General features: G+C 73.1%; 5 protein-coding genes. All 5 read right to left on the bottom strand.

The window, feature by feature from the left end; genetic code table 11:
* Positions 1-279 (bottom strand): hypothetical protein (locus tag ACJA3G_RS28800; protein WP_406555966.1); only part of this gene is annotated, 279 nt, incomplete at its 3' end.
* A gap of 236 nt (positions 280-515) precedes the next feature.
* The gene (locus ACJA3G_RS28795; protein ID WP_406555965.1) at positions 516-1,292 is read right to left on the bottom strand and encodes a TIGR03936 family radical SAM-associated protein; all 777 of its coding nucleotides are present in this window, start codon (positions 1,290-1,292) and stop codon (positions 516-518) included.
* Positions 1,293-1,424: 132 nt separating this feature from the next.
* Positions 1,425-2,498, bottom strand: coding sequence for a hypothetical protein (locus ACJA3G_RS28790; RefSeq protein WP_406555964.1), 1,074 nt, complete (start codon positions 2,496-2,498; stop codon positions 1,425-1,427).
* Positions 2,499-2,572: 74 nt separating this feature from the next.
* Positions 2,573-4,501: a TIGR03960 family B12-binding radical SAM protein gene (locus ACJA3G_RS28785; protein WP_406555963.1), complete on the bottom strand. Its 1,929-nt coding sequence runs from the start codon at positions 4,499-4,501 to the stop codon at positions 2,573-2,575.
* Positions 4,502-4,588: 87 nt separating this feature from the next.
* Positions 4,589-5,518, bottom strand: a 930-nt coding sequence (locus ACJA3G_RS28780) for a CHAD domain-containing protein (RefSeq protein ID WP_406555962.1), incomplete at its 5' end; no start/stop codon positions are given.

Raw genomic sequence — 5,518 nt, 5'->3', positions numbered from 1 at the left:
GGTCTCGGCCGTCTCGGCCGGCGCACCCGCCGGGGCGGTCGCCTTGCGGGTGGCACGGCGACGCGGACGGGCCGGTGCGGCCTCCTCGGCGGCGGCGGGCGTCTCGGCCGGGGCTTCGGTGGCCGCGGCGGGCGTCTCGGGCGTGTCGGCGCCCGGGGCTCCCGGCGGACCGGCGGGCCGCGACGCCGCGCGGCGCCTGCGGCGCGGCGGCAGCGTGTCGCTGGGGCTGTTGTTGTCGTCTCCGGTCACACCGGATTCGTTCTTCTCGTTCTCAAGCATGCGGGCGTAGCTCCCGTCACGCTCCCGGGCGCCGCGCCTGGTTCCGGTCCGGCGGCACGTCCGCGTGATGTGCGCGGGTGCCGCCGTCCGGGGCGCGGGCGCCGCACGGGAGCTGATATGTCCGGCTCGCCGGTTCCGTACGCGATGTACGCACGGCCTGGCGAAAGTCTTCTGGTCAGTGCGCGGCCCGACCCAGGTGGCTTCCGAGTACCAGGGCTGCGCTACAACGACTGCCCTTACGCGGCTGGACCCGGCGCCGTCGCAGAGGTGGTCCCGGCGGCCTTGGGTGGAGCGGCCGGGGCTGCCTCGCGGTCGGGCGCGAGCGGGTCGGTCACCGTGCCGGACTCCTCGTCGAAGAGCCCCTGCGCCAGCCTGGTCACCGCTGCGGGGACCGGCGGCGCCAGGTCGGCCACAGCTCGGAGACCGGACAGGACGTCGTCGGGTCGCACGGCAGGTGTCAGGTGCCGTACCACCAGGCGCAGTATCGCACAGGGCTTGTCCAGCGGCCTATCGGCCTGGGGAGAAAGCGCCTCCAGGCCGGCCACGGCGCCGCGCGTGTCGAAGGTGCGCATGCCGTTCTTGGTACGGCGCTGGACCTCGACGGTCTCGGCCGCGAGGAAGGCCTCGACGGCCTTCTCGGCGTCCTCGACGGGCACGCCGTCGAGCCGCAGCTCCCAGACGGAGGCGGTCAGCCGGTCGGCCAGGCCCGAGGTGCGGGCCTCCACGGCGTCGGTGATGTCGAGCCCGGCGGGCAGCGACTCGTCGAGCAGCGTGAGCAGCGTCGCCGGGTCGCGGTGCTCGGTGAGCGCGATCTCCAGGTACTCGGCCTCGGAGCCGGTACCGGTGGGGGCGGCGTTCGCGTACGACACCTTGGGGTGCGGGGTGAAGCCTGCCGAGTAGGCCATGGGCACCTCGGCGCGGCGCAGCGCGCGCTCGAAGGCGCGCTGGAAGTCACGGTGGCTGGTGAACCGGAGGCGACCGCGCTTGGTGTAGCGCAGTCGGATGCGCTGCACCGCAGGTGCGGGCGGCGGGCCTTCGGGCTGTCGCTTGCCCAGTGGTTCTTCTCCTCGTGCGGGGCGGGCGCGGTGGGCGCCGCCCACCTGTCCTGTGGGGGCCCTCCGGTCACGGCCCGCGCGCCGCCCGGCTCATCCCTCCGTCTTGCTGAGGGAGATCTCGGGGGCGGGCACCGCGCCGGAGGCAGTAGTTGTACTACCCAGAGTACGCGCCGCAAGCGGTTCCGGTTCCCGGCGAGGGCCGCCGGCCAGCGCCCGCCAGGCGTCCGCGCGGGCCTGCCGCACGGTCGCGCGGACCGAGGAGAGGGCCTCGCGGGCGGTACGCGCGGCGCCGCTCAGCGCGGCGCGCGCGGCACGGCCCGCCACGGCCGCCGCGCGCGCCGCCGGGGCCCACAGGGTGCGGCGCGCCCAGTGCAGCACCGGCGCGCACAGGGTGCGCCACACCCAGCGCACCGGGCGCCCGATCAGCTGCCATCCGAGCCACTTCAGGGCGCGCCCGACGGCCCGCGAGAGGTGCCCGGCGATCCGCCAGGCGTGCCCGAAAGCGGCACCGATCTCACGCGCGACGACGGCGAGGGCGCGTCCGACGGCCCGCGAAAGGTGTCCGGCGATCCGCCAGGCGTGCCCCAAGGCGGCACCGACCTCTCGCGCGACGACGGCGAGGGCGCGTCCGACGGGCATCAGCACCCGTCGGCAGAACCACCCGACGGGGATCACGAACAAGAACAAACCCACTCGTACGAGGGCGGTCGCGAGCGCGGAGAGGACCGCGCCGATCCCGCGCCCGAGCCAGGCCAGGGCCGCCCACCCGCCACCCGCGAGCCAGGCGATGCCGTGGCCGAGGGGGGTGAGGACGTACCGGTACAAGCAGCTCGCCGGGAGCGCCACCGCGTACCGCCACAGCGGCACGGCCAGCCACCGCCACAGCCACCCCAGCGGCGTGAACACCAGCACCCGTACCGCCCAGGCCAGGCCCTGGGCCGTGTACGTGAGCGGCAGCACGATCAGCGTGCGGGCCAGCCACCCCAGCCCCCGCCCCACCGGCCGCAGCACCGTGCGGTACACCGCGCGCCCCGTCGCCGCGACCGCGTCCCACAGGAGGCGGACGGGGACCACCAGGACCAGGACGACGATCCGTACCGGGAGGCGGATCGCGACGGTCAGACAGCCCTCGGGCTGCCTCGGTGGCTGCTGCTGGAGTTCCATGTACCTCTGGACGCGCCGCAGGCCCCGTACCGTTGCGGTGCGGGGCCTGCTGTGATCAACCGGTGATCGGGCGGTTACTTGACGACGGTCAGCGGGAGCAGTTTCTTGCCCGTGGGGCCGATCTGGATGTGCGTGTCCATCTGCGGGCACACCCCGCAGTCGAAGCACGGCGTCCAGCGGCAGTCCTCGACCTCGGTCTCGTCGAGCGCGTCCTGCCAGTCCTCCCAGAGCCAGTCCTTGTCGAGGCCGGAGTCCAGGTGGTCCCAGGGCAGGACTTCCTCGTAGGTGCGCTCGCGGGTGGTGTACCAGTCGACGTCCACGCCGTACGACGGCAGGGTCTTCTCGGCGCAGGCCATCCAGCGGTCGTAGCTGAAGTGCTCGCGCCAGCCGTCGAAGCGTCCGCCGTCCTCGTAGACGGCGCGGATCACCGCGCCGACGCGGCGGTCGCCGCGCGAGAGCAGGCCCTCGACGATGCCCGGCTTGCCGTCGTGGTAGCGGAAGCCGATCGAGCGGCCGTACTTCTTGTCGCCGCGGATCTTGTCGCGCAGCTTCTCCAGGCGGGCGTCGGTCTCCTCGGCGGAGAGCTGCGGCGCCCACTGGAAGGGGGTGTGCGGCTTGGGCACGAACCCGCCGATGGAGACCGTGCAGCGGATGTCGTTCTGGCCGGAGACCTCGCGGCCCTTGGCGATGACGTTGACCGCCATGTCGCCGATCTGGAGCACGTCCTCGTCGGTCTCGGTCGGCAGGCCGCACATGAAGTACAGCTTCACCTGGCGCCAGCCGTTGCCGTAGGCGGTGGCGACCGTACGGATCAGGTCCTCTTCGGAGACCATCTTGTTGATGACCTTGCGCATGCGCTCCGAGCCGCCCTCGGGGGCGAACGTCAGACCCGAGCGACGGCCGTTGCGGGTCAGCTCGTTGGCGAGGTCGACGTTGAAGGCGTCCACCCGGGTGGAGGGCAGCGAGAGGCCGATCTTGTCCTCGGTGTAGCGGTCCGCGAGGCCCTTGGCGATCTCACCGATCTCGGTGTGGTCGGCGCTGGACAGGGAGAGCAGGCCGACCTCCTCGAAGCCGGTCGCCTTCAGGCCCTTCTCCACCATCTCGCCGATGCCGGTGATGCTTCGCTCCCGCACGGGGCGCGTGATCATGCCGGCCTGGCAGAAGCGGCAGCCGCGGGTGCAGCCGCGGAAGATCTCCACCGACATGCGCTCGTGGACGGTCTCCGCGAGCGGCACGAGCGGCTGCTTGGGGTAGGGCCACTCGTCGAGGTCCATGACGGTGTGCTTGCTGACCCGCCACGGCACGCCCGACCTGTTGGGCACGACACGGCCGATACGGCCGTCGGGGAGGTACTCCACGTCGTAGAAGCCCGGCACGTACACGTTGCCGGTCTTCGCGAGGCGGAACAGGACCTCCTCGCGACCGCCGGGGCGGCCCTCGGCCTTCCACGCGCGGATGATGGCGGTCATGTCGAGGACGGCCTGCTCGCCGTCGCCGATGACGGCGCAGTCGATGAAGTCCGCGATCGGCTCGGGGTTGAAGGCAGCGTGGCCGCCCGCGAGGACGATCGGGTCGTCGATGCCGCGGTCCTTGGCCTCCAGCGGGATGCCCGCCAGGTCCAGGGCCGTGAGCATGTTGGTGTAGCCGAGCTCGGTGGAGAAGCTGAGCCCGAACACGTCGAAGGCGCCGACGGGGCGGTGGCTGTCCACGGTGAACTGGGGCACCTTGTGCTCGCGCATCAGTGCTTCCATGTCCGGCCACACGCTGTAGGTGCGCTCGGCCAGGACGCCCTCGCGCTCGTTCAGCACCTCGTAGAGGATCATGACGCCCTGGTTGGGGAGCCCGACCTCGTAGGCGTCCGGGTACATGAGCGCCCAGCGCACGTCGCAGCTCTCCCAGGGCTTGACCGTGGAGTTGAGTTCACCGCCGACGTACTGGATCGGCTTCTGCACATGCGGGAGCAGGGCTTCGAGCTGTGGGAAGACGGACTCGGCGGCAGTCATCTCGACGAACTTTCGTGAGCTGGCAAGGGGGCGACTCTCTAGCGTAACCCGCTCGCGGGGCGCCCCCCGCCGCCGCGTTTGTCCGCCTCAGCCCCGCAGGCGCCCGCGGTGCTTCGGCCGGGAGGCTACGCGCCAGACTTCGGGCAGCTCGCGCTCGCGGCCTGCGCCGGCCGCCTCCTCCTGTCCGTACAGAAGTCCCCAGGTGAACGCGGACTCGCCGGCCAGATGGGCCTGGACCGCCAGACCGCGCAGCGCCTCGCGGGCCACCACGCTGTCCTGGTGGTCGCCCAGGACCTTCTGCACCGCCTTCATCCGCTTGGCGAACTTCTTCGCGGGGGCGCCGAGCGCGGGCCCGGCGGCCTCGGCGCAGTAGCGGGCGCGTTTGGCCGCCTTGCGGGCGTCGTGCAGGGCCCGGTCGCGCTGCTCGCCGGGGGCGAGCTCCAGGGCGTGCGCGATCCGGGCCGCCAGCCGCTCGTAGTCCTTGAGCACCGCCTTGGGCAGCACCTTCGCGGCGGGCCGGTGGGCTGCCGGGCGCAGCGGCGGGGCGGCGAGCAGGGCGTCCAGGGCGTCGAGCAGGGCGAGGTGGCGCCTGCTGTCCAGGGCGGCGACGGTCCTGCGGCGCGAGCCGGAGCGGCGGGCCACGCTCCAGATGCGCAGCCGTCCCCGGACCGGTCCGAGGACGAGGGTCCTGGGCAGGGCGGCGACGCGGCTCTGGAGGCGGGCGGTGAGCACTTCGTGGTCGCGGTCGACGCCGAGCTCGCCCGCGAGCCATTTCAGCTCCTCGCCGAGCGGGTCGGTGACGGTCCGGTCGAGGACTTTCCCGTACGACTTCAGCGCGCTGCGCAGGCGGCGGGAGGCGACGCGCATCTGGTGGACGGCGTCGGGCAGGTCGCGGCGGACGGCGGGGTCGTGGGCGACGAGGGCGTCGCGCTGGGCGCGCAGATAGCGGAGCACGTGGTCGCCGGCGGTGGGTCCGCCGGTGTGCTCCGCGGCGGGGGGTGCGGGGAGGTCCGGTAC

It is taken from the genome of Streptomyces sp. YS-3 (genome assembly GCF_045257485.1).
Classification (GTDB): Bacteria; Actinomycetota; Actinomycetes; order Streptomycetales; family Streptomycetaceae; genus Streptomyces.
The sequence above is the reverse complement of the archived record's forward strand: the minus strand, read 5'-3'. Positions and strand labels throughout refer to the sequence as shown.

Bases quoted from the DNA above. Each gene is read 5' to 3' on its own strand.
- ACJA3G_RS28790 (WP_406555964.1), bottom strand. From the start codon at position 2,498: ATGGAACTCCAGCAGCAGCCACCGAGGCAGCCCGAGGGCTGTCTGACC.
- ACJA3G_RS28785 (WP_406555963.1), bottom strand. From the start codon at position 4,501: ATGACTGCCGCCGAGTCCGTCTTCCCACAGCTCGAAGCCCTGCTCCCG.